The 23,185-nt window shown below is 68.2% G+C and carries 19 protein-coding genes; 9 read left to right on the forward strand and 10 right to left on the reverse strand.

The window, feature by feature from the left end:
• Positions 1-113 precede the first annotated feature (113 nt).
• From CQ040_RS10760 to CQ040_RS10775, 4 genes are read left to right on the forward strand one after another with little or no spacing between them, the layout of a single operon-like run.
• Entirely contained in the window at positions 114-740 is a 627-nt protein-coding gene (locus CQ040_RS10760; RefSeq protein WP_258131262.1) for an RNA polymerase sigma factor, read from the forward strand.
• Entirely contained in the window at positions 737-1,192 is a 456-nt protein-coding gene (locus tag CQ040_RS10765; protein WP_105527090.1) for a hypothetical protein, read from the forward strand. Before CQ040_RS10760 ends, CQ040_RS10765 begins: the two co-directional genes overlap by 4 nt.
• 57 nt (positions 1,193-1,249) lie before the next feature.
• A complete protein-coding gene (locus CQ040_RS10770; RefSeq protein ID WP_105527091.1) occupies positions 1,250-2,818 on the forward strand; it encodes a S8/S53 family peptidase in 1,569 nt (522 codons plus the stop codon).
• Positions 2,819-2,874: 56 nt separating this feature from the next.
• Complete coding sequence (locus CQ040_RS10775; RefSeq protein ID WP_105527092.1) at positions 2,875-5,322, forward strand: CHAT domain-containing protein; 2,448 nt, start codon at positions 2,875-2,877, stop codon at positions 5,320-5,322.
• Positions 5,323-5,586: 264 nt separating this feature from the next.
• Here CQ040_RS10775 and CQ040_RS10780 read toward each other — a convergent pair whose 3' ends face one another.
• From CQ040_RS10780 to CQ040_RS10805, 6 genes are all read right to left on the reverse strand, one after another.
• Positions 5,587-6,372, reverse strand: a complete 786-nt coding sequence (locus CQ040_RS10780; RefSeq protein ID WP_105527093.1) for a DNA polymerase beta superfamily protein — start codon at positions 6,370-6,372, stop codon at positions 5,587-5,589.
• A 67-nt stretch (positions 6,373-6,439) separates the two neighbouring features.
• Complete coding sequence (locus CQ040_RS10785; protein ID WP_105527094.1) at positions 6,440-7,216, reverse strand: DeoR/GlpR family DNA-binding transcription regulator; 777 nt, start codon at positions 7,214-7,216, stop codon at positions 6,440-6,442.
• Entirely contained in the window at positions 7,216-8,070 is an 855-nt protein-coding gene (locus tag CQ040_RS10790; RefSeq protein ID WP_105527095.1) for a class II fructose-bisphosphate aldolase, read from the reverse strand. The genes CQ040_RS10785 and CQ040_RS10790 overlap by 1 nt, the downstream gene beginning before the upstream one ends.
• Complete coding sequence (locus CQ040_RS10795; RefSeq protein ID WP_105527096.1) at positions 8,067-9,011, reverse strand: 1-phosphofructokinase family hexose kinase; 945 nt, start codon at positions 9,009-9,011, stop codon at positions 8,067-8,069. The genes CQ040_RS10790 and CQ040_RS10795 overlap by 4 nt, the downstream gene beginning before the upstream one ends.
• The gene (locus CQ040_RS10800; RefSeq protein ID WP_105527097.1) at positions 9,008-10,000 is read right to left on the reverse strand and encodes an ROK family protein; all 993 of its coding nucleotides are present in this window, start codon (positions 9,998-10,000) and stop codon (positions 9,008-9,010) included. The genes CQ040_RS10795 and CQ040_RS10800 overlap by 4 nt, the downstream gene beginning before the upstream one ends.
• 24 nt (positions 10,001-10,024) lie before the next feature.
• On the reverse strand, positions 10,025-10,921 hold the full coding sequence (locus CQ040_RS10805; protein ID WP_028501322.1) for an SIS domain-containing protein: 897 nt from the start codon (positions 10,919-10,921) through the stop codon (positions 10,025-10,027).
• A 328-nt stretch (positions 10,922-11,249) separates the two neighbouring features.
• Between CQ040_RS10805 and CQ040_RS10810 the strand changes: the two genes are divergently transcribed.
• Genes CQ040_RS10810 through CQ040_RS10820 form a run of 3 tightly spaced genes read left to right on the forward strand, consistent with a single transcriptional unit; the run spans position 11,250 to position 14,426 of the window.
• Complete coding sequence (locus CQ040_RS10810) at positions 11,250-12,494, forward strand: extracellular solute-binding protein (protein ID WP_028501321.1); 1,245 nt, start codon at positions 11,250-11,252, stop codon at positions 12,492-12,494.
• A 31-nt stretch (positions 12,495-12,525) separates the two neighbouring features.
• A complete protein-coding gene (locus CQ040_RS10815; protein ID WP_105527098.1) occupies positions 12,526-13,497 on the forward strand; it encodes a carbohydrate ABC transporter permease in 972 nt (323 codons plus the stop codon).
• A gap of 2 nt (positions 13,498-13,499) precedes the next feature.
• Complete coding sequence (locus tag CQ040_RS10820) at positions 13,500-14,426, forward strand: carbohydrate ABC transporter permease (RefSeq protein ID WP_028501319.1); 927 nt, start codon at positions 13,500-13,502, stop codon at positions 14,424-14,426.
• Positions 14,427-14,591: 165 nt separating this feature from the next.
• Here the strand turns inward: CQ040_RS10820 and CQ040_RS10825 are convergent, their stop codons facing one another.
• The gene (locus tag CQ040_RS10825; protein ID WP_105527099.1) at positions 14,592-15,800 is read right to left on the reverse strand and encodes an ROK family transcriptional regulator; all 1,209 of its coding nucleotides are present in this window, start codon (positions 15,798-15,800) and stop codon (positions 14,592-14,594) included.
• Between the two features lie 163 nt (positions 15,801-15,963).
• On the opposite strand from CQ040_RS10825, the gene CQ040_RS10830 reads away from it, so the two are divergent.
• Positions 15,964-18,945, forward strand: coding sequence for a glycoside hydrolase domain-containing protein (locus CQ040_RS10830; protein WP_105527100.1), 2,982 nt, complete (start codon positions 15,964-15,966; stop codon positions 18,943-18,945).
• A gap of 296 nt (positions 18,946-19,241) precedes the next feature.
• Here the strand turns inward: CQ040_RS10830 and CQ040_RS10835 are convergent, their stop codons facing one another.
• Together CQ040_RS10835 and CQ040_RS10840 are read right to left on the reverse strand one after the other, a co-directional pair.
• The gene (locus tag CQ040_RS10835) at positions 19,242-20,408 is read right to left on the reverse strand and encodes an ROK family protein (RefSeq protein WP_105527101.1); all 1,167 of its coding nucleotides are present in this window, start codon (positions 20,406-20,408) and stop codon (positions 19,242-19,244) included.
• A gap of 164 nt (positions 20,409-20,572) precedes the next feature.
• On the reverse strand, positions 20,573-20,872 hold the full coding sequence (locus CQ040_RS10840; RefSeq protein WP_105527102.1) for a chorismate mutase: 300 nt from the start codon (positions 20,870-20,872) through the stop codon (positions 20,573-20,575).
• Between the two features lie 62 nt (positions 20,873-20,934).
• On the opposite strand from CQ040_RS10840, the gene CQ040_RS10845 reads away from it, so the two are divergent.
• Positions 20,935-22,149 (forward strand): AI-2E family transporter, encoded by a 1,215-nt coding sequence (locus tag CQ040_RS10845; protein ID WP_105527103.1) that lies wholly within the window; start codon positions 20,935-20,937, stop codon positions 22,147-22,149.
• A gap of 60 nt (positions 22,150-22,209) precedes the next feature.
• Here CQ040_RS10845 and CQ040_RS10850 read toward each other — a convergent pair whose 3' ends face one another.
• Entirely contained in the window at positions 22,210-23,124 is a 915-nt protein-coding gene (locus tag CQ040_RS10850; protein WP_105527104.1) for an ABC transporter substrate-binding protein, read from the reverse strand.
• Between the last annotated feature and the right edge of the window lie 61 nt (positions 23,125-23,185).

Genomic DNA, 23,185 nt, shown 5'->3' on the forward strand with positions numbered 1-23,185 from the left:
ATCGGCGTCGCCTATGGGCGCCGACCGCCGACGAGCGCGCGGAATTCTTGGATGCAGACATGTATCAGAAAGCTCTTGCCGTGCTCTTGGTAGGTGTGATCACAATGGGCTTCATGATCGACGGTGCACCCGGCACCGCTCACGATCCTGCCTCGGACGACGGCCGTGCACGCTGGGAGCGTGCCGCGGACCTGTTCGATGCATGGCGCGAGAGCGACAGCCGCGCGATGGACGAGCTCGTACGACTGATGACACCCGTGCTCTGGCATGTCGTGCGCGCGTACGGACTCGAACGCACCCTCGCCGAAGATGTGGTGCAGACCACCTGGCTGCAGCTCGTGCGCGGTCACGGCTCGATCAGCGACCCGAAGGCCGTTTCGGCCTGGCTCACGACGACCGCGCGCCGCGAGGCCTGGAAGGTCGCGAAGGCGCACGGCAAGGTCGACACGACCGAGGCCGACGACCTCGACACGCTGCTCCCCGAGCAGGCCTCCGCTGAGGAGCACGCCACGATCGGCGACGAGAACCGGCGCCTGTGGACGGCCGTGCGCCGCCTCAACGAGCGCTGCCAGAGGCTCCTCCGGGTGATCGCCTTCGAGGATCGCCCCGACTATGCGCGCATCGCCGCCGATCTGGCGATGCCCATCGGGAGCATCGGTCCGACACGGAACCGGTGCCTCGCCAAACTGCGCGCACTCCTGGAAGCACCACCGACAGCGCAGACAGGGGGATTCGCATGACCGAGCACGAGGATGCCCAGATGTTCGCCCGGCTCCGCACGCTCTGGGGCGAGGTCGACCCGATGCCTGCGGGTCTGATCGACCGCATGGTCGCCGCGGTCGCCGCGGATGGCCTGAACCGCGAATACGCGCTGCTCACCCTGGTCGAAGGACAGCTCGGTGCGGTGCGAGGCGAGGCGGATGCGCTCACCCTGCAGTTCAGCGACGGCTCCACCAGCATCCTGCTGCACGTGACGACCACCGCCTCCGGCCGCCGCCGCGTCGACGGCTGGGTCGACACGGCTGCCGCCGAGATCGTCCTCACGCAGGGCGAGAAGACCAGGTCGACCTCACCGGAGGCGACCGGACGCTTCGTGTTCGACGAGGTTCCGCCCGGTCTCACGCGCGTGCGCCTGACGACCGTGATCGGGGACGAGACGCGCACGCTCTCGACCCCGCAGTTCGAGCTGTGACCGCGGGCGCCGCCCGTCGATGAAGACGCGGGGTGACCCGCACGGAGAGGATGACGCATGGATCAGCCCAAGGGATGGACCTGGCAGGACCGCGCGGAGGGATCGATCCGCCGAGGAACGGCGCTCGATCCGAGCACGGAGCCCGTGGACGGCATCCGCGCGTTTCCCACGGCGTATCTGCCGGAGCGGCTGCTGATCACGCGAGCGCTCGGCGATGAGGAGGCCTACGACCGCGAGGTGCGGACGCTCCGCGACGCGGCCGACACCTTCGGCTGGCAGCTCGAGGTCGAAGACGACACCCGCTCAGCGGCCAACGGCGAGCTGGTCCCGGGAGTTCCGGGATTCCTGCGAGCCCGACTGCGGACGCCCGACGAACCGGTTCGCGGCGAATCGCCCGTCGCCCCTGACGCCTGGCGGGTGCTCCAGCGCGCACGTCGCATGTCGCGCTCGACCATGTCTCGCACGAGCCTCGACCACGTGCTGTCGATCGATCCGGTCGGACTCAATCCGTTCAGCCACACGAACCCGTTCAGCCACACCAACCCGTTCAGCCACACCAACCCGGTGAGCGGCGAGCGGGGCGGCAGCGGCAGCGAGGACTACCTCGCGCCCGGGCGCGGGGCCCGTCAGCCCGTGGCCTGGCTCGGACCCGCACCAGCGCGAGGCCCGGCTCCACGTCGAGGCCGACGTCCGGTCATCGCCGTGCTCGACACGGGATGCGGCGAGCACGCCTGGCTGCCGGCAGACATCGTGACACGACAGGTCTCCCTCGACGGCGTGCCGGTCGGACTGGTCGATGATGCCGATCCCGAGCGCTTCCCCGACCTGTACGGCCCCCTCGACGGCGGGATCGACTCCGTCGCCGGCCACGGGACGTTCATCGCCGGGATCGTGCGTCAATCAGCTCCGGACGCAGATATCCTCTCGATCCGAATGGCAGGCGGGCTCGGGGTGGTCGACGAGAGCACGTTCCTGACGACGCTCGCGCAGGTGGTCGAACTGCTCCGACGTCATCGCGAGGACCCGAAGACCGGACATCCGATCGACGTGTTGAACCTCTCGCTCGGCTACTACCACGAGACCCCGCAAGACGGGCTCTTCAGCGCCACGCTGAATCAGCTCCTCACGAAGGCACGCGACCTCGGCTGTGTCGTCGTGTGCTCCGCGGGAAACGACACGATCGATCGCCCCGCGTTCCCCGCTTCGCTCTGGGACTGGCCGGGGGCGGACAATGGCATACCGCACGACGACCATGCCCCTCTCGTGTCAGTGGGGGCGCTCAATCCGTCGGCTCGATCCGTCGCATTGTTCTCGAACGTCGGGCCGTGGGTGCGCGCGTACGCACCGGGCGCCGCCATCGTCAGCACCACTCCGGCCTTTGTCGGGGGCGATCAGGCGACGACGCGAGCCGACTTCGAGAATCTCCGCCGAGAAACCCTGGATCCGGACGACTACCGTGGCGGATTCTCCGTGTGGAGCGGAACCTCGTTCGCGGCACCATACGTCGCCGGCCGGATTGCGGCAGAGCTCGGCAGTGTCCCGCGCCAAGGAGTCAGCCCCAGGGTCGCTGCCGCCGCCGTCGCTGCGGTGCTGAAGACACTTCCTGCACCGAGAGACGACGACTGACCGACGCTCGCGTCTGAGAGCTTTCGCAGATACAGCGGACAGGGCATCCTGGAGGGATGACCCTGTCCGCTGGCGACCTCCACAGGCGTGGGATCGAGGCGGCGAACTCTCGCCGATTCACCCAGGCGCGGCGCGCCCTGGCGTCCGCCTCATCCCGCACCGACGATCCCGACCTGAAAGCGCGGATCGAAGGGACCATGGCGTACGTCCTCGATCAGACCGGCCAGCATGCCGCGGCGGAGGCGGCAACGCGCGCCTTGCTCGATCGCGAGGGTCTCAGTGCGACGACGATCGCGTTGTTGAGCGGGCAACTCGGAGTCCTGCTCATGCATGCAGGGCAACTCGACGACGCGGACCGGCTGCTCAGCCGGGCGATCAGCACCCTGCCGACGAAGACCATCGAGCTCGCCAACCTGCTCATGAGCCGATCGATGGTGTTGATGCAGCAGCATGAGCTGGGCAGGTGCGTGGACGACCTGAACACCGCGATCACCGTGTTCGAGGATCACGGCGCCGTCGAATCACTCGCCCGAGCCCGCCACAATCTCGGCTACGCGGCGTTGCTCGGCGGAGACCTCGTCGCAGCTCTCCGCCTCATGAGCGCTTCACGCCCCGTCTTCGCCGAGACGAGTGAACTGGCGACGGCGGTGAGCGACCTGGATCGTGCCGAGGTACTGCGTGACGCTGGAATGACGACAGAGGCCGAGGGACTACTCAGTCAGGTCGCCGTCCGATTCGGTGCGCAGCGCATGCGCCGGGCCCGCGGCGAAGCCGAGTATCACCTCGCACGATCACTGCTGCGGCACGACCCCGCCGCAGCCGAGCGTGTCGCCGCCGCAACCGTTCGACGCTTCGCTGCGCTGCAAAGCGAAGGGTGGGCGGCGCGAGCGGTGTCGGTGCATCTGGAGGCTCGGACCCGCGCCAGACCGGACTCGCCGCCCACCGCGACGGAATTCGCTGAAGCCCGTGCCGCGCTGTCACGCCACGGATTCCGCACGGAAGCAACCGCTCTGCACCTGGTGGCGACACTCGCAGGGCACGAGCGGATGCCACGGATCGCCGCGTCGTCACCGACGCCTTTACGCCTTCGAGCGCAGGAGGTGCGAGCGGTGCGCGCGACGCAGCGCGGCCACAGCGCCGAAGCGATGCGTGCGGCGGCGACCGGCCTCGAGTTGCTTCACGGATGGCAGCAGTCGTTCGGCGCACTTGACCTCCAGGCGTCGTTCGCCATGCACGGCAACGACCTGATCTTGGCCGGACTGGCGGCGGCGGCACGCACGAAGACCCCGGCCACGCTTTTCGAATGGTCCGAGCGGGCACGGCACCTGAGCCAGCAGACGGTTCCGGTGCGACCGCCTCGCGATCCCGAGCTCGCCGACGATCTGGCGGAGTTGCGAATGCTTCGCGCCGATCTGGCGGGGTCTGATTGGACGGCCGATAGACGGGTCAGCGCACTGCGCGACCGGGTACGCGACCGTCAGTGGTCGGCGACCGGTACCGGCCGATCTCGCGAACGCGTGGGACTCGATGAGGCTGCGGCGGCGCTGGATGACGGCACTGCGATGCTGTCGTACGTATACACGGGCGCGGAGCTTCTGTGCGTGGCCACGACCGCCGACGACGCCCGCGTCGTCGCCTTGCCGTGGTCACGCATCCGCACGGCCCTCGACGGTCTCCGGGCCGACCTCGACGTCGCTGCCGCCATGACCACCGGCCCCCTGGCACACGTGGTCGCACGAGGGCTCGACGACCGGCTCCGTGCTCTCGACGGCGACCTGATCGGTCCGGTGATGGCTGCGATCGCCCCCATGGAGCGGTTCGTGATCACGGCACCCGGTGTGCTCGCCGGAATCCCCTGGGCGATGCTGCCCGGCTTGTCAGGCACCCCATTCACCCTGGCGACCTCGATGTCCCGCTGGGCGGATACTGCCCGCCGCCCGATGACCAGCGAGCCGAAAGTCGGCTTCGCCACCGGACCGCGGGTGCCCAGGGCAAGCGACGAAGTGCAGCGTGGAGCGGCTTCCTGGCGCGTGTCGGACGCAGGCCCGACCCCGTCGATCCTCGAAGGGGCAGAGGCGACGGTCGCCGCAGTCACCGAGCTCGCCGCGGCCACCGATGTGCTGCACATCGCCGCGCACGGCAGGCACGCGGTGGACAACCCGCTGTTCTCCGGGTTCGAGCTCGCCGATGGCATCCTCTTCGGCTACGACGTCGACCTGATTCCGCGGGTCCCGGCGACGGTGATCCTCTCGGCCTGCGAGCTCGGGCGCTCATCGGTGCGCTGGGGCGAGGAGGCGTTGGGCATGACGCGGGTATGGCTGCACGCCGGTGCCGACTGCGTCATCGCGGCTCCCGTCGCCGTTCCCGATGACGTGGCCGGCGAACTGCTCAGCGCCGTGCACACCGGCCTCTCCGCGGGGGCCGCACCGGCCGTCGCGCTCGCGAGGGCCGCGGTCGACACCGGCTTGAGCGCGCCGTTCCAGTGTCATGGCGACGGATTCTGAACTTTTCCTCCATTCGGTGTATCAGAACGGATGCTGCACGCTCCTGTTCTTCGGAAGGTGCCATGCGAAGGGCCTCGAAGGGTGAGGCGCGAGGGAGGCGCAGTCGGATCTGGGGATCATGCGCACTGGGGAGCGCGAACACGACACGGACACCATCTGCTCGGGGGCGTCGCGGCATGCAGCCGCGACACCCTCATAGGGCCTCGACGATCTGGGGACGTCGGGGCCCTTGGGGTGTCCGGGCTCAGAGATTCCGAGATGCTCTCAGCCGAGCTGAGTGCGGAAGTAGTGATTGGCGATGTCACGAACGGCCGCGGGATCGCGCTGAGGCTGCGCAGTCTCGAAATGTTCGGCTCTGTCGAGCTCGTCCGCCACGAACCGCGTGAGGATGGCGGGTGCGATGCCGGTGCCGAGTTCCCGGGTCACGGCCTTCGCCGCGATGAGTTCCGCGGCGGCATCCGTCACGGCCTTCGGCACGGAACTCTCCGCCAGCAGCGTGGGAAGGTCCATCGGCGGAACGGACTCCTGCGGGTGATCCGCGAGCCACCGCAGTGCCGCGGCCGGCCGAAGCGTGTAGAAGAAGCGCTTGAGGGTCGTCGTTCCGTTCTGCTGCTGGCGCGCGACGTGCAGGTAGTGGCGTGCGATCGAACTTCGCTCGACGACCTCGGACGCCAGCTTCAGCAGGCCGTCACGAAAGGCGCTCTCCCCCGTGTAGATGATGGGCGAGCGCAGCCACTCGATCGGCGTCGCATTGCCTCTGACGAGAAGCTTCACCGTCTTCGCCAGATCCCAGCCGTTCACGTCGAACGTCTCGTCGAGGGGCGTCTCGATCACATCGCGAGCGGGCCAGAGCGAGAGATAGTCCCGGGGCTCGCGCACGAAGATGAACCGGCAGTCGTAGTCGCTGTCCGGCGACGGAAAACCCCAAGCACGACTTCCACTCTCGATCGCCCAGGGGATGCGCACGCTGTGCTCCACGGATACGCCGACGAGCCGCCGGTCGATCTCGGAGACCACCAGCGGATCGAGGGATGACGGAATCGCACGCATTGCTCGAAGATACCTGGAGCGGGCTCCCGTTCGCGTCGGACGAAACGCGATCAGCCAGACGCCGGGCTCAGGCGACCAGCACCGTGTATCCGGCAGCTCGAAGGGCTGCGAGCACCTCGGCATCCGCTCCGGAGTCGGTGATCACGGTGGGGAACAGCTCCGCGCCGCCGACGGTCGAGAAGGCCTCGACGCCGAGCTTGCTGCCGTCGGTCACCACGACCGCACGGCGAGCGCGCTCGGCCATCATCCGGTTCACGGCAGCTTCGCGCTCGTCCTGCGTGGTCGCACCGGCTCTGGCATCCATCCCGTTCACGCCGATGAAGGCGATGTCGAGCCGCACCCCGCGCAGCAGCTGTTCGACGAAAGGGCCGACGAGCTCGTAGCTGCGCGAGTGGATGACGCCACCGGTGACGACGACCTTGATGTCGGGCCGCGTGGCGAGCTGGGCGGCGATGTTCACGGCGTTGGTGACGACGGTGATGCCGCCGTTCCCCGCAAGGTCGTCGCGGGCGGCGAGGGCTGCGGCGATCGCCGTCGTGGTCGTGCCACCGGACAGCCCGACCACCATGCCGGGCATGACGAGCGCCGCGGCGGTCTGCGCGATGCTGGCCTTCTCGTGCGTGCGCAGGTGGCTCTTGTAGCGGATGGGCAGCTCGTAGGCGACCGACTGCGCCACCGCGCCGCCGTGCGTACGGGTGAGCAGGCGCTGCTCGGCGAGGGTGTCGAGGTCGCGGCGTGTGGTCGCAGACGAAGCCTCGAACTGCTCGACGAGCTCTTCGACCGTGACTTCGCCGTTGGCAGCCAACAGGTCGAGGATCGCGTTCAGCCGCGCCGCCCGCTTCATCAGGAGACCGGTCCCGTGGGCTGCAGGGCGAACAGTCGGAGCATGCGCGCGGCCTCACTTGCGAGCGCGTCGCGAGCGGGGGCGAGGTACTTGCGGGAGTCGACCAGGCGCTCGTCGGCGTCGAGCTTCTCGCGCACCGCCCGCGTGAAGAACCCGTTCAGGTGCGTGGAGACGTTGATCTTGGTCATCCCCGCGCGCACCGCGTCGGCGATCACGGCATCCGCGACTCCCGATGAGCCGTGCAGCACCAGCGGAACGGGGAGTGCCTCGTGCAGGCGCCCGATCAGGTCGAGGTCGAGAGACGCCGTGCGATCGGTCATCGCGTGCGAGGAGCCCACAGCGACCGCGAGGGCGTCGACGCCCGTGGCCGCCACGAACGCGCGCGCCTCTTCGGGGTCGGTGCGCACACCCGGAGCGTGTGCTCCGTCCTTGCCGCCCACCTCGCCGAGTTCACCTTCGACGTAGACGCCGGCCTCGTGTGCTCGGGCCGCGACCGCCGCCGTGAGAGCCACGTTGTCGTCGTAGGGCAGCGCTCCGCCGTCGAACATGACCGAGCCGAAGCCCAGCGCGATGGCCTCGTCGACCAGCTCAGGCCGCTCAGCGTGGTCGAGGTGCACCGCCACGGGCGTCTGCGCGCGCCGCGCCACCGCGAGCGTGGCCAGGGCGATCGGCTCCAGCCCGCCGTGGTAGTCGGCGCAGTTCTGCGAGATCTGCAGGATGACCGGCAGCTGCGCGAGGGCGGCCGCGCGCACCAGCCCCTCGGCCGTCTCGAGGTGGATCACGTTGAACGCGCCGATGCCGGTGCCGGCGGCGGATGCTGCAGAGACGAGGTCGCGAGCGGAGACGAGGGTCACGAAGGGTCCTTCCGGAACGATGCAGGGTCAGGGTGCGAGACGCGCAGCTGCTGTTCGAGCTCGGTCCAGCGCGGGGAGATGTCGCCGGCGAGCGGGGTGAGCACGGCGGCAGCCGACCAGGCCGTGGCCCGGCGGAGGATCTGCTCGGGGTCGCGCACCCCGTCGGCGTACAGCGCAGCACAGGCGGCGACACCCGCATCTCCGGCCCCCGTGGGGTTGCCGGCGAGGGGTTCGTCGAGGCGAGCATGCACGAGATCGGATGCCGTGACCGCGAGCATCCCGTCGGCCCCGAGCGAGAGCAGCACGAGCTCGGTGCCGCGGGCGATCAGCGAGCGGGCGCCCTCGACCGGGTCTGTGATGCCCGTCGCCTCGGCGAGTTCGGCGGCGTTCGGCTTCAGCACGGTGGCTCCGGCATCGGCCGCCCGCAGGAGCGCAGGCCCCGAGGTGTCGACGATGACCGGCACACCGGCGTCCATCCCCACCGCGATGAGCATGGGGAGCAGCGAATCGGGCGCTCCGGGCGGCAGGCTGCCGGAGATGACCAGCACGGTCGCGCCGGGCAGACGCTCGACGACCTCGGCGAGCAGCGCGGCCCACTCCGGGTCGGTCGGGTTCAGCCCGCGCTCGTTGATGATCGTGGTGTCACCGAGCGTCTCGTCGACCACGGCGATGCTGCGACGTGTCTCGGCGGCGACCGGCACCAGGGCGTGCGGCACGCCGCTGGCCCGGAGTTCAGCTGCGAACTCCTTGCCTACCCGACCACCGATCGTGGTCACGGCGAGCGCGTCAGCACCCTGGGCGTGCGCGACGCGCGCGACATTGAGTCCCTTGCCGCCCGCGCGTGCGGCTCCGGCATCCGCCCGGTGCGTTCCGCCCTCGATGAGCCGGTCGACGCGCCAGGTGAGATCGAGCGCGGGGTTCAGGGTGACGGTGAGGATCATGTGAGCTCCCGTGCACGGAGGGCCGCACCGAGCAGCCCCGCATTGCCGGAGAGCTCTGCGGGGACGAGTGCGGGGATGCGGTGGAAGCTGAGTCGCGCGGCCAGGCGCGTGCGCAGCTCGTCGAACAGGGCACCGCCGGCACGCGAGAGCCCGCCGCCGATGACCACGGCCTCCGGGGCCACGACGGCGGTCAGCTGCGCGAGCGACATGGTGAGGGCGTCGAGCGCCGAGTTCCAGATCTCCGCGGCGACCTCGTCGCCGGCTGCAGCCCTGGCGATCACGTCCTTCGCGCCGTCGGGAGCGATACCGGTCGCCTCGCGGTAGCGCCGCGCGATGGCACCGGCCGAGGCGACGGCCTCCAGGCAGCCTCGTGCGCCGCACGCGCAGATCGGCCCGTCCGCGATCGGCGAGTGCCCGATCTCGCCCGCATATCCGCCGGCGGTGTAGGGGACACCCCCGACCAGCAGGGCACCGGCGATCCCGGTGCCGATCACGAGCACGACCGAGTCGGCGTAGTCGCGCGCACCGCCGAGGCGACGCTCCGCCCAGCTCGCCGCACGCACGTCGTGGTCGAACGCCACCGGCAGGCCGAGGCGGGCTGAGGCGAGATCGCGCAACGGGGAGTCGTGCCAGCCGAGGTTGCTCGCGAACACCCCCAGTCCGGCATCCGCGTCGACGATTCCCGGCACGACGAGCCCGACCGCCTGCGGCACCACTTCGGGGTGCGCGGCACGGAGCTCCGCCGCCAGCACCTCGAGACGGTCGAGGAGCACCTGGGTGCGGTCGCCGTCGGCGATCGGGGTGGGAGTGCGGCGGAGACCGAGCGCGGTTCCGTCGGCGTCGAACAGCGCCGACTTGATGTCGGTTCCGCCCACGTCGAACGCCAGCACGGGCGCTCCGACGCCGAGGGTCCGCACGGCGGCGAGCTTCTCGCCGGTGGCGTCGCGTTCGACGTCGGGAACGGCGGCGGTCCCGTCAGCTCGGGTCATGGTCAGCTCCGGCGGCGGGTTGCGTCATGCATCCAGGATGACGGATCGCGTGAGGTTGCGGGGCTGGTCGGGGTCGAGGCCCCGGGCGACCGCGCGGTCGAGGGCGGTGCGGTGCAGGCGCACGAGGTCGGCGAGCGGGTCGATCGCCCGCTGCTCGAACCGGGCGCCGGTGGCCTCGACCTGACCGGCGAGTCCCTCCGGAGCCTCACCGAACTGCCAGGTGACGCGTCCGGGGGCCGCGATGGCGATCGGGCCGTGACGGTAGTCCATCGAGGGGTACGCCTCGGTCCACGACTGCGACGACTCGCGCAGCTTCAGCGCGGCCTCGTGGGCGAGACCGATCGTCCAACCACGGCCGAGGAACGTGTACTGCTCTGCGTCACGGAGCTCGTCGTCGCCGTCTTCGGCGAGCACGGCCTCGGCATCGGCGATGGCGCCGGAGAGGTCTTCACCGAGCGAAGCGCGAAAGAGTGCCAGCGCGGTGGTCGCGAATCGTGTCTGCACGACCGACTGCTCGTCGGCGAACGGCAGCAGCACGGCCTCGTCGACGAGCGAGACGAGCGGCGACTCGGGGTCGCCGATCACGCCGATGGTCGGGATGCGCCCCTTGATGCGCTCGACGAGTTCGAGCACCTCGCTGGTGGTCCCGGAACGGGTGAGGGCGACGACGGCGTCGTATCCGCGGTCGAGGAAGGCTTCGGAGGCCGCGTACGCGTCGGTCTCACCCTGCCCCGACGACTCGCGAAGGGCCGCGTAAGACTGCGCCATGAACCACGAGGTGCCGCAGCCGACGACGGCGATCCGGGCGCCCGAAGCGGGGAGCAGCGCCTGCTCGGCCTTCAGATCTGCGGCCGTGGCCCACATCCGGGGCTGGGAGTTGAGCTCTTCGCGCATGTGTGCGCCGGGCAGCGATTCGGTCATCGAGGTGCCTTTCTGGCGATAAGTTGCAGACTTGTGATTGTTTCAAGCTTGATTCGATCATAGTATGGCGTCAAATCAAAGCACCAGCAGCTTTACCTTGATTTGTTTGTTCTCCTGACAAATAATCAGACCAGTTCCACTCTCGACCCCGACCCCGGCCGATGTCGAGATCCCCGAGCCCCGGCTTGAACGATCGCGGTTGCCCTCCGGCGAAGCGGTCACCCACGCACTGTCGCGTGATTTGTGCTTGCGACTGTGCACCACACCCCCCTCCCGAAGCGGCCCTGCCGTCGAGGGTTCGGACATCACAGTGAGGAATGCAATACACATGAAGAAGTCACTGCGGTTCGGCGCCGCCGCCATTGCGGCCGTCGCCACGCTCTCGCTCGCTTCGTGCGGGTTCGGCGGATCTTCCGGCGACAGCGGAGGCGGGGATGGATCCACCACCCTCGACCTTCTCGTCCCCAGCTACTCCGACGGCACCAAGGCCAACTGGGAGACGGTGATCTCCGGATTCGAGAAGGCCAACCCCGACATCAAGGTCAAGCTCGAGGTGCAGTCCTGGGACAACCTCGAGAAGGTCGTCTCCACCAAGATCCAGGCCGGCGAGGCGCCGGACATCTACAACGGCGGTCCGTTCGCGGGCTTCGTCGACGACGAGCTGCTCTACCCGACGAAGGACGTCGTCTCCGACGACACCTACTCCGACTTCCAGGAGTCGTTCCTCAAGAATGCCGAGGTCGACGGCACCGCATACGCCCTGCCGCTGATCGCGTCGGCCCGTGCGCTGTTCGTCAACAACGCGCTGCTCGACCAGGCCGGCGTCGAGGCGCCCACCGACTGGGATTCGCTGCTGGATGCCGCGACCAAGGTGTCGGCGCTCGGCGGCGGTGTCGCCGGCTACGGCATGCCGCTCGGATCCGAAGAGGCCCAGGCCGAGGCGGCCGTGTGGCTGTGGGGCGGCGGCGGATCGTTCGGCGACGCATCCGAGATCACGATCGACACCCCGGAGAACCTCGCCGGTGCCGAGCAGATCAAGAAGATGATCGACGCCGGTGCGACCCAGGCCGACCCGGGCTCGACGCAGCGCTCGCCCCTGATGGACATCTTCATCCAGGGCAAGATCGGCATGCAGGTCGGGCTCCCGCCGACGGTCGGCCAGATCAAGGAAGGCAACCCCGACCTGGACTACTCCATCGTCCCGATCCCGACGAAGGACGGCTCGCCCTTCACGCTCGGCGTCATGGACCAGCTGATGGCGTTCCAGAACGACGACGACAAGAAGGAAGCGATCACCAAGTTCTTCGACTACTACTACTCGGCAGACGTGTACGTGCCGTGGGTGCAGGCCGAGGGCTTCCTTCCGGTCACCAAGTCCGGTGCCGAGCAGCTCTCCGGCGAGGAGGCTCTCAAGCCGTTCCTCGACGTGCTGCCCGACGCCCAGTTCTACCCGTCGACGAACCCGAAGTGGTCCGCAGCAGACGGTGCGTTCAAGTCGCTGTTCGGTCAGATCCAGTCGAAGCCCGCTCAGGACGTGCTGACCGAGATCCAGGCGCAGGTCGACGCGGGCTGAGCCCGCTGAACGGAGAGGTTCGGGTACCCGAATGAGCCAGAAGACAGAGTCCTCGAACCTCGCGGGGGCGGCCACCGGCCGCCCCCGCACCCGGAAGACCCCGGATGCCCTTCGCGGCAGGCCGGGCGGAAAGGATCTCCTCCAGGCGCTGCCCTGGATCGCTCCCGCTCTGCTCCTCATCATCGGCGTGGTGTTCTTCCCCGCCGGGGTGATGTTCTTCAACTCGACGCGAGACATCTCGCTGTCGGGCCTCGACAAGGGATCAGTCGGCTTCGACAACTTCGTCACGGTCTTCACGTTCACCGAGTTCTGGCCGATCTTCTTCCGCACGATCCTGTGGGTCGTGTCGGTCGTGGTCTTCACGGTCGTCATCTCGCTCGGCCTCGCGCAGATCCTGAACAAGGCCTTCCCCGGCCGTCAGCTCGTGCGCATGGCCGTCATCGTGCCGTGGGCGGCCTCGGTCGTCATGACCACGATGGTGTTCTACTACAGCCTCGAGCCGTACTTCGGCATCTTCAACAAGTTCCTCTACGACATCGGGCTCTCAGACGATGCCGTCGGATACGGGTGGACGAAGAACCCCGCGACAGCCTTCACCTGGTCGATCGTGATCGCGATCTTCGTGTCGCTCCCCTTCACGACCTACACGATCCTCGCCGGGCTCCAGTCGGTCCCGGCCGATGCGATCGAAGCGGCGAAGATGGACGGCGCGAGCCCGGCCCGCACCTACTGGTCGATCGTCCTGCCGCAGCTGCGCAGCGCCCTGGCCGTCGCGGTCCTGATCAACATCATCAACGTGTTCAACTCGCTGCCGATCCTGAAGGTGATGACCGGATCGATCCCCGGCTACGACGCCGACACGATCATGACGCTCATCTTCAAGTACATCGAGCTGCAGAAGAAGGTCGATGTCGCGAGCGCCCTCTCGGTCGTCGCGTTCCTCATCGTCATCGTGATCGTCGCGGCCTACGTGAAGATCGTCAAGCCCATGAAGGAGGTCTGATCGTGACCGTGACCGAGACCGCCCTCGTGACCACCGCCGGAGGCCGCGGACGTCGTACGCCGCCGATCCCCGGCCGCAAGCGCCGCTACACCGAAGACCAGGTCACGCTGCCCCGCGTGATCCTCCGCACCGTCGCCGGCTTCCTGGTGCTCGCGATCTTCGTGCTGCCGTACCTGATCATGTTCTTCGGCTCCGTGAAGACGAAGCCGCAGATCCGCTCCGTCGACCCGACGTACCTGCCGACGGAGTGGCACTGGGAGAACTACATCACGATGTGGTCCACCCCCGAGACGCCACTGCCGTACAACCTGATCTCGACGATCGTGATCGCGGTGTTCGCGACGCTGCTCGTGCTGCTGGTGTCACTGCCGGCGGCGTACTACACGGCCCGGTTCAAGTTCCCCGGCCGCATGGTGTTCCTGTTCCTCGTGATCATCACGCAGATGCTGCAGCCGGCGGTGCTGACCTCCGGCCTGTTCCGTCAGTTCACCGTGCTCGGGCTCGGCGACACCTGGACGGCGATGATCTTCATCAACGCGGCGTTCAACCTGTCGTTCGCGGTGTGGATCATGCACTCCTTCTTCGCCGGCATCCCCAAGGAGGTCGACGAGGCCGCGCAGATCGACGGTGCAGGGCGCTTCACCGTGCTGTTCAAGATCAACCTGCCGCTCGTGTGGCCGGGCATCGTCACCGCGATCGTGTTCACGTTCGTCGCCTGCTGGAACGAGTTCGCGGCATCGCTGGTGATCCTGTCGACCGACAAGAACCAGCCGCTCTCGGTCGCACTGACCAAGTTCGTCGGTCAGTACGAGACCAGCTGGCAGTACGTGTTCGGCGTCTCGATCGTCGCGATCCTGCCGGTGGTCATCCTGTTCATGCTCATCGAGAAGCGCCTGGTCGGCGGACTGACCGCGGGCAGCGTCAAGTAAGCCGCTCCAGCCGGACTCCCGGACTCCCGGACATCCGCCCGATGGAACACCCGTCGGGCGGATGCCCGTCTGTCGGGCCGTCCGGCGGCGCGTCGCCCGACATGCGTCCGCACTCCCGACATCCGTGCGTGATGACAGTACGGGGCGGTAGGGCCGACCTGGGCCTCAGAGGGCGCCGGGGTTTCCGGCCGGACGCAGCAGCGAGACGCCGAGCACCCGACCGAGCACGAGCCGTCCCGGACCCAGCGCCGGGTCGGAGTCGTGCGCGAAGCGGATCGGCGGGGATGCCGTGCCCTTGGGGCGATTCGTCGCGAACCCGGCGCGCACGGCTGCGAGGAACGGTTCGCCCAGCAGCGGCGCCCGACCGGCGATGACGATCTCATGCGGGTCGGTGAGTCCTGACAGGATGCGCAGCGCCGCGGCGACGGCCTCCGCGCCCAGCAGCATCCGCTCTCCGGCACCCTCTGCCGCGAGAAGGGCGCGCACGGCGTTCGGCTCGAGCTCGTCATGGAAGTCCGGTCCGAGTACGGCGGTGAGCGAAGCGACGGCTTCGATGCATCCCAGGCCCCCGCAGCGGCAGCGGATCTGCGCACCTCGTCCGCCGAAGGCCACGTGACCGATCTCGCCCGCCCTGTTCGTCGCGCCCGGCAGCACCCGGCCGTCGATCGTGACCGCGGCGCCGATGCCCTCGCCCATGCGGAGCACGAGCCGCTGCACGCCGTCGACGTCATCGAATGCCGCCTCCGTGAGCGCTTCACCGTCGGCGTCGTTGAGGATGACGACCGGAACATCGGCCTCGGCGGCGATGAGCTCGGCGAGGGGCACGTCTTTCCACCCCAGCAGTACGCTCTCCCGCACCACGGAGCCGTCGGTGACGCCGGGAGACTGCAGGCACACGGCCAGGACCCGGTCACGGAACTCGCGCACGATCTCGCCCGTCACGGCAGCGACGTCGGCCGGAGTCACCCCTCCCGGATGAACCGAGTCCCTGGTCAGCACGCGCGCGCCACTCAGGTCGAGGAGCACGGTCTCGATGCTCTGTGCCCGCACGATGACGACGCACACCGCGTAGAAGGCGCGATTCATCTCGACGCGCGTGCCCGGCTTGCCACCGGTGCTCTCGGCCTGCTCGCCCGAGACGACGAGCCCCAGCGCGATCAGCTCGTTCACCAGCGACGACGTCGTCGCGGTCGTGAGGCCGGTCGACCTTGCGAGGGAAGCCCTGGTCACGGGGTCGGCTGAGGCGATCAGCCTGAGGGCCCGCCGCAGATGATCACGACGGATCTTGCCCTTGCCGTCGAGAAGGGCATCCGCGCCGCGGCCGAACACGGAGTTCTCGAGCCGCGTCCTCGGCTCTTCCACTGCTTTCAGCATCGATGTTCCGCGCCCCTTCGCCGTCTGCCCGCGTTCCCCGCGGAACCTTGACAGGCAGCCGGTTCAAACTCTACGCTAGCCACACTTCGCTTACTCACTAAGTAAAGTCTGCGCTCTCCCCCCTTCACTGCCTTTCATCGACGACAAGACAGGATCGAGACACGTGTCTGAAACGCCTACCCGATCGCCGCGCATTCGTGCGCGCCGACTCCTGAGAGGCGGGGCCGCGATCATCACCCTGGCTCTCGCGCTCCCGCTCGTCCCCGTGCTGACCGCCCCGGCGACAGCCGCGGACACGACCGTCGTGATCGTGGACGACGCCGTCACCTCCCCGACCGAAGGATTCGAGTTCCCCGCCAAGTGGGTCGCCGAATCCGGCCTCGACGCGACCCGGTGGATGGAGGGGACGGAGCACTGGGTGCGTGCCGGCGATACTCCGAGCATGACCTTCCGGTTCACCGGTGTGCAGGCAGAACTGCTCGGCAACACCGACCCCGCGCACGGCACGTACGCGGTCTCTGTGGACGGCGGGCCCGAAACCGTCGTCGACGCGTACTCCGCGACCCGGCAGTACCAGCAGCTGCTGTTCTCCACCGGCATCCTCGATCCCGGACCGCACACCGTCGTTCTTCGAGTGACGGGAGCCAAGAACCCCGCGGCCTCGCGCGCCGGCGCCCAGATCGACTTCGCGCGAGTCACGAAGGAGGTCGTCGCGGCGACCGGCGTGACGACGGATCAGACCCCGCTGACGATCGAGGCTGCCAGCACGGCGAAGGTCACCGCGACCGTCACGCCCGCCGATGCCACCGATAAGACGGTCACCTGGTCGTCGGCCGACACGGGCATCGCCACCGTCGCTGCCGACGGCACGGTCACCGGCGTCGCGGCGGGCGAGACCACCATCACCGCGACCACCCGAGACGGCGGATTCACCGCCCGGCGCACGATCACCGTGACCAAGGCCCGTACCGACCTCGCAGGAGCCGTCGCCGACACGAACTTCCACTACGTCACCGCCAAGTCCTTCGACGACTACCGCCGCAAGTACTACCCCGACGTGGTGGGGCTGACCGAGAAGTCGTGGCAGGGAACGGCCTGGCAGCGCGACCGCGTCAACGCGCAGTTCGTGCTGTGGACCTCCGGCGAGCGCAAGACCGGAGTTCGGGTGGAGAGCGTGCACCTGAACGGGGCCGACGGAGCGACGCTCGACGAGGGGATCACCGCGACGCTCATCTCCAGCGTGATGGCCGGACGCGGCCGCCCCTCGCTCGGGAAGCCGCAGGAGCCGATCCCGGACATCCTCAAGCCCATCGCCTCGGTGGAGATGGCACCGCGATCGGTGCAGCCGATCTGGATGACCGTCGACGTCCCGGCCGACACCGCACCCGGCGCCTACGACGGCACGATCGTCGTGGTCAGCGACCAGGGCGACCGCATCGAGCTCACACTCTCCCTCGAGGTGCTCGACATCCGCCTGCCCGCCCCCGGCGACTGGGACCAGTTCATCGACCTGTGGCAGAACCCGTATGCGGTGGCCCGCGCCGAGGGCATCCCGAAGAGCGAGCTCTGGAGCGAAGCCCACTTCGCCGCGATGCTTCCGCACTACCAGCGGCTTCGCGATGCGGGACAGGACGTGATCACCGCGACGGTCGTGAAGGACCCGTGGGCCTCGCAGACCTACGACCCGTACGACTCCATGGTGGAGTGGACCAAGAACACCGACGGCACCTGGTCGTTCGACTTCAGCGTGTTCGACCGATGGGTCGAGTTCATGATGGACGAGGTCGGCATCGACGGGCAGATCGACGCCTACTCGATGGTCAACTGGGCGAGCAAGATCGAGTACTTCGACGTCGCACAGAACCGTCGGATCACCGCATCCGTCTCGGTCGGCACCCCTGTGTGGCGCGAGATGTGGACGGCATTCCTGACGAAGTTCGGCCCGCACCTCAAGGAGAAGGGCTGGTTCGACATCACCTACATGGCGATGGACGAACGCGCGCTCGACGACATCTTGAAGGCCGTCGACCTCATCGACACCGCAGCACCCGGCCTCAAGGTGGGCGCGGCTATGAACTACAACAGCCTGCACGACGACCGACTCGATCGCATCGACAAGATCTCGGTGTCGTCCGACAACGTGCTCATCGGCGACGAGGAGTTCGAGCAGGTCGCAGCCCACCGTCGCGACCTCGGCCTGATCACGAGCATCTACTACTGCGTGGGCATCTACCCGAACACGTTCGTGCGCTCAAACCTCGCCGAGGCGGTCTGGGGGCAGTGGAAGACCACGGCGACCCAATCGGACGGCTACCTCCGCTGGGCCTACGACAGCTTCGTGGAAGACCCGTTCACGACCGTCGACTTCAAGACCTGGGAGTCGGGCGACGCGGCACAGGTGTACCCGCACGACATCTCGTCCGTGCGCTGGGAGCACATGAACGAGGGGATCAGAGACGCCGAGAAGGTGCGGTGGCTGTCGGCTCGATCAGCGGGTGCCGCGACGACCCTGAACGCCGCGATGGCGCAGATGGCGAACCCCGGGTTCAAGAAAGACCCGTACGGCGGAGTGATCGATCCCGGCGACGTCGACATCCCCGCCGAGGTCGACCGGCTCCAGTCGGTGCTCGACACCGCGACACGGGCGTACCTCGCCGACCGTCAGGTCTCGTTCGACGTCTCGGTGCCTACGGGTGCGCTCGTGATCGGTACCGAGGTGACGGCGACGGCCACTGGGCTCGAGCCCGGTTCGACGGCATCGTTCGAGCTGCACTCCGACCCGGTTGCCCTCGGCTCAGCCGTGGCCGACACGCAAGGAACGGCCCGGTTGTCGTTCATCGTCCCGAAGGTCGACGCGGGCGAGCATCAGCTGGTGGTCACCTCCCGTGACGCCACCGGCACCCCCGGCTCCGTGTCTCTCGCCGTGACGGTGCGTGCGGCCGCGACTCCGGGTGGCGGCGAGGGCAACGGGTCGCCTGGCACCGGGACGGGAGCGGGCTCCGGCTCCGGCTCCGCGTCGAGCGGGGACAGCCTCGCCACCACCGGCCAAGACCCGGCGATGATCACGACGGCCCTTCTGCTGGCCTTGTTGCTGCTCGCCGGCGGCGCCGTCGCAGTCCGACGCAGGCGAACCTCCCACCGCTGACCGGACTCCCCTGCAGGGTCGTCGCCGCCTCACCCCGGAGGCCGCGACGGCCCTGCATCCGTCTGCAAGGACGAGTGCAGAGCACCTTCTTCTACATACACGTAGACAAACGTCTAGATTCACCGTTTACTGGTCTCGGGGGCCGTACGCCCCGATCCCGGGTTTGTCCGGGTCGCCGCATCGACGGCAGATCAGGGTCCACCCCTCACGCATTTCCGCGATCGGGTGGATCCTGATACGAAACAGTGCGACGAACGAAGTGCCTCGGGTTCCGCTCCGCGAGCCGTCGCTGATTCTCAGTGGGCCGACGTGGATGCCGCGCGCAGCTGCTCCGGATTCCACCGCACGCCGAGCGCCGACGTCAAGGCAGCCTGCGCTGCTCCGGCCGCAAGCGACACCCGAGGGTCGGCATAGCGGACCGGCACCTGCGCCGTGCCGCGGGCGGGGTACTCGGTCTCGCGGCGGACGCGGTCGAGGAAGCGCGGCCCGAGTTCTGTCGCCGGACCGCCGATGACGACCTCGATCGGATCGAGCAGCGCGCTGATGAGTTTGACGGCCCTGGCGAGCGCGCGAGCGCCTTCGTCGAGATGCTCCTCATCAGCCTGGGTTGCAAGTGCCCGGATCTCGGTGGCATCCATGGCATCGGAGAACTCGTCGCCGAGCATCGCCCCCAGGGCGGCTGCCGACTCCAGGCATCCGCGCTGCCCGCACCGGCAGGCGCGCGCTGCTTCTCCGAACACGACCTGCACGTGGCCGATCTCGCCGGCGCGATCGCGCGGGCCCGGTGCCAGCTCACCGTCGAGCGTGACGGCTGCACCCACACCACCGCCGAGGTGGATGAAGAGCCGATACCCGGACGGGGACTCCTCCATGCCGGCTTCGGCGATGGCCTCGGCGTCGACGTCGTTGACCAGCAGCACCGGCGCATCGAGCACCCGCTCGAACCGCTCGGCGAGACGCACGTTCTGCCACTTGAGCTGCACGCTCTCGAGCACCGAGCGTCCGTCGGTGGTGCCCGGCAGCTGCACTCCCGCGGCGAGGAGGCGTCCTCCGAAATCGTCAGCCACCGCTGACACCGCCTCGTCGAGGACGATGTCGCGGTTCTCGGCCGTGTAGTTCACCCGGCGGATGTCGACCTCGGTGCCGTCGAGTGCCATGAGGGCGATGTCGGCGTGGAGCGGCTGAATCACCAGCACCAGGATCAGGTGGTGACTCGCATCGACGCTGAGGGTGGTCGCCCTTTTGCCGCCGGTGCTCGCGGCCTGCTCGCCTTCGACGATCAGCCGGCTCTCGATGAGCTCGGCGACCAGGGAGGATGCGGTCGCCGCCGTCAGACCGGTCGACCTCGCGATGCCCGCACGCGTCTGCGTTCCCGGATTCCGGAAGACCAGCTGCAAGGCACGACGCAGGTTCGCACGCCGAACCGATGCCTGCGTGTCGAGGCCCTCATCCGTGCTGAGCATGTGTTCCCGTTCCGGAGCTCGCAGGTCGCGAGCTGTTGACAGATCGTGGTGCGATCCGTAGTCTCTCCCTAAGTTTATTCATTGAACTTAGTTGGTCAATCGACCTCTCAAAGCTCCGGACGGGCGAGTGCTGCACACACCGTCGCCCGTCCGGCACCTCTTCTTCAGCGGCCCTCGGCTGCTTCGGTGTGGTGGCGGATGACCTCGGCCACCACGAAGTTGAACCACTTCTGCGCGAACTCCGGGTCGAGGTGCGCGTCCTCCGCGAGAGCGCGCAGTCGTGCGACCTGCTGCTCCTCCCGATTCGGGTCGGACGCGGGCATCGAATACTCCGCCTTCAGCTGTCCGACCTGCTGGGTCGCACGGAAGCGCTCGGCCAGCATGAAGATCAGTGCGGCGTCGATGTTGTCGATGGTGGCGCGAAGCCGGAGCAGTTCGGCCTTCGGGTCGTCGGCGGCGGTCATGCCCCTACTCTAGAGCCGCGTGACATCCTGGTTTCGATCCGTGGCACCGCTATCGTGAGCACATGAGCAACGAAGAGTCGCCGGAATCCGCGCCCCACGATGACGCCGCATCCGCCGCGGCTCCCTCCGCGCCAGCGACCTCCCACCACAAGTCCGCTCCGGCACCCGTGATCGCCGCCGACGCTCCGCGCCCCGTCGTGATCGAGCCGATGACGCCGAGCCGCTCGTTCTGGACCCGCATCGATCGCCCGTTCGTGTTCGGCTTCCTGGTGACGCTGGGCGGACTCGGGGCGATCGTGATCGGCCTCGCCCTGTCGAACCTGTCGACCGTGCTCATCTACGTCGCACTCGCGCTGTTCGGCGCACTCGGCCTCGACCCCGCCGTGCGTTTCCTCGAGCGCCGCGGTCTCACGCGCGTGATGTCGGTCGTCATCACGATCCTCGCGCTCATCGTGGTGTTCGCCCTCGTGGTGTGGATGATCGTGCCGGTGGTGATCGATCAGATCGTGAGCTTCGTGCAGTCCGTGCCCGGCATGATCAAGGACTTCACGCACAGCGATGTCTACGCGACCCTCGAAGCCCAGTTCGGCGACCAGTTCCAAGACCTGGTCGCCCAGGTGCAGGCGTTCCTGACCGACTTCGGCAACCTGGCCACGATCGGCGGCGGTGCTCTGGCGGTGGGCGCCTCGATCGCCACCAGCATCTCCGGCGCCATCGTCGTGCTCGTACTCACCCTCTACTTCCTGGCCTCGCTCCCCTCCATGAAGCAGGGCCTGCTGCGTCTGGCCCCCGCCCGCGACCGCGCTCGCGCCGGAGACATCACCGACCAGATCACCGACTCGGTCGGCGGCTATGTGATGGGAATGGTGGTGCTGGCGTTCTGCAACGCGACGCTCGCGTTCCTGCTCTACTTCTTCCTCGGCCTGCCGTTCCCTCCGCTGATGGCGGCGATCGCGTTCTGCGTCACCCTGATCCCCCTGGTGGGCTCGGTGCTGTTCTGGATCCTCGGCACGTGCCTCGCACTGTTCACCAACCCGATCGCCGCGCTGATCTTCGCGGCCATCTACCTCGTCTACATGCAGATCGAGGCCTACGTGATCACACCGCGCGTCATGAACCGCGCGGTCTCGGTCCCTGGTTCGCTCGTCGTGATCGGCGCTCTCGCCGGCGGCACGCTGCTCGGTCTGCTCGGAGCGCTCGTGGCCGTGCCTGTCACAGCATCCATCCTCATCATCATCAAGCAGGTACTCGTCCCTAAGCAGGACGCCCGGCTCTAGAGTTCCTGAAACGACGAAGCGCCCGGACCCTCAGGGGCCCGGGCGCTTCTGTCATTCGACTCAGCTGAGGTCGTTGTCGGCCAGCCACTTCTTGGCGATGTCTTCCGCCGACTTCTGGTCGACCGTGCTCTGCACGTTCAGACCGACCAGCTCTTCGGCGGTGAGCTTCTTGCTGACCGCGTTGATGACGTCGGAGATCTCGTCGGCGACGTCGCTCGAGACGATCGGCACGACGTTCGAGGCCAGGATGATGTTCTCCGGGTCTTCGAGCGCGACGATGTCTTCGGTCTGGAACGCCGGGTCGGCCGAGTAGATGTCGGCTACCTGGATCTCGCCGGCGAGCAGCGACTCCAGCGTGGTCGGGCCGGTGGCCGAGAAGCCGAGGTCGACGCCGTAGACCTCCTTGGCCGCTGCCGGGCCGTACGGGCGCTGCTCGAACTCCGGCGCGGCACCGATCGTGACCGGGGTCGTGATCTTCGAGAGGTCGCCGATCGAGGTGAGACCGTTCTCCTCGGCGAAGCTCTTCAGCACCGTGTAGGTGTCCTGGTCAGATGCCTCGGCGTAGTCGAGAGCGGTCAGCCCCTTGGGCAGTGCCTCTTTCAGAGCGGCGTAGACGTCGTCAGGGCTGGTAGCCGTCGCATCTTTGTCGAGGTACTCGAGCAGGTTGCCGGTGTACTCCGGGAACAGGTCGATCGCGCCGGACTCGACGTCGGGCATGTAGGCGTCGCGCTGTCCGATGTTGAACTGCTTGTCGACCTTGAACCCAGCACCTTCGAGAGCCTGGGCGTAGATCTCGGCGATGATCTCGTTCGAGTAGTAGGCCTGCGAGCCGATGACGATCGTGTCGCCGGCGGAGCTCGAGTCTTCGCTCGGGGCGTCGAGTGGGTTGCTGTTCGCGCAGCCGCCGAGAACGAGCACCGCGGCGAGCGCGGCACCACCGGCAAGGGCGAGTCGTGACTTACGTGCTGTGAACATGGGGACTTCCTCTTCTCTGGGACAACAGGGATGGAGCTGTGGGACGGTGTCAGGCTGTGGG

Source organism: Microbacterium sp. MYb54 (genome assembly GCF_002979515.1).
Taxonomy (GTDB): domain Bacteria; phylum Actinomycetota; class Actinomycetes; order Actinomycetales; family Microbacteriaceae; genus Microbacterium.